The following is a 440-nucleotide window of genomic DNA, read 5'->3' on the forward strand; positions in this document are numbered from 1 at the left end:
GCCTTGGGTAATACCGTCGCACATGGCAGGCGTACCGCCGGCGACTTGGGCGGTCGCGCCGTTTTTCTGTGTTTCGTCTTTGATTTGATCAGGGAAGTCTTTAAACGGCTGGTGTGCGGAAACCATGTCGTTGTAGGCAGTAATGATGCCTAAGTTGGGAACGGTGTCCTGAAGCATTTCGATTTTGATGCTTTTGGGCATGGAGGCGTAGCCGTGCGCCAAATTGCTGCAGCCGAGCTGGTTGCGCTCTAAGCGTCCCATCTGTTTGGCACTACGGATTTTCGCCAGATATTTTTCGCGGTTCGGACGACTGCGTTCGATGATGCGCTCGGTGATTTCGGCGAGCTTGGGGTGGATAGGAGTGGGGGTCATGTGCTGTCTCCTGGCAAAACGATATGATAGGGATTTTGTTTGCGCGTTTCTGATTTTTGTATTGGGTG

At 52.7% G+C, this 440-nt stretch carries 1 protein-coding gene; it reads right to left on the reverse strand.

Annotated features, from left to right (window positions below; genetic code table 11):
• The coding region (locus tag ACTHUM_RS19890; protein WP_440403991.1) for a dihydroxy-acid dehydratase domain-containing protein at nt 1-372 on the reverse strand (372 nt) is incomplete at its 3' end.
• Nucleotides 373-440: the final 68 nt, after the last annotated feature.

This window comes from Neisseria sp. P0021.S006 (assembly GCF_051956895.1).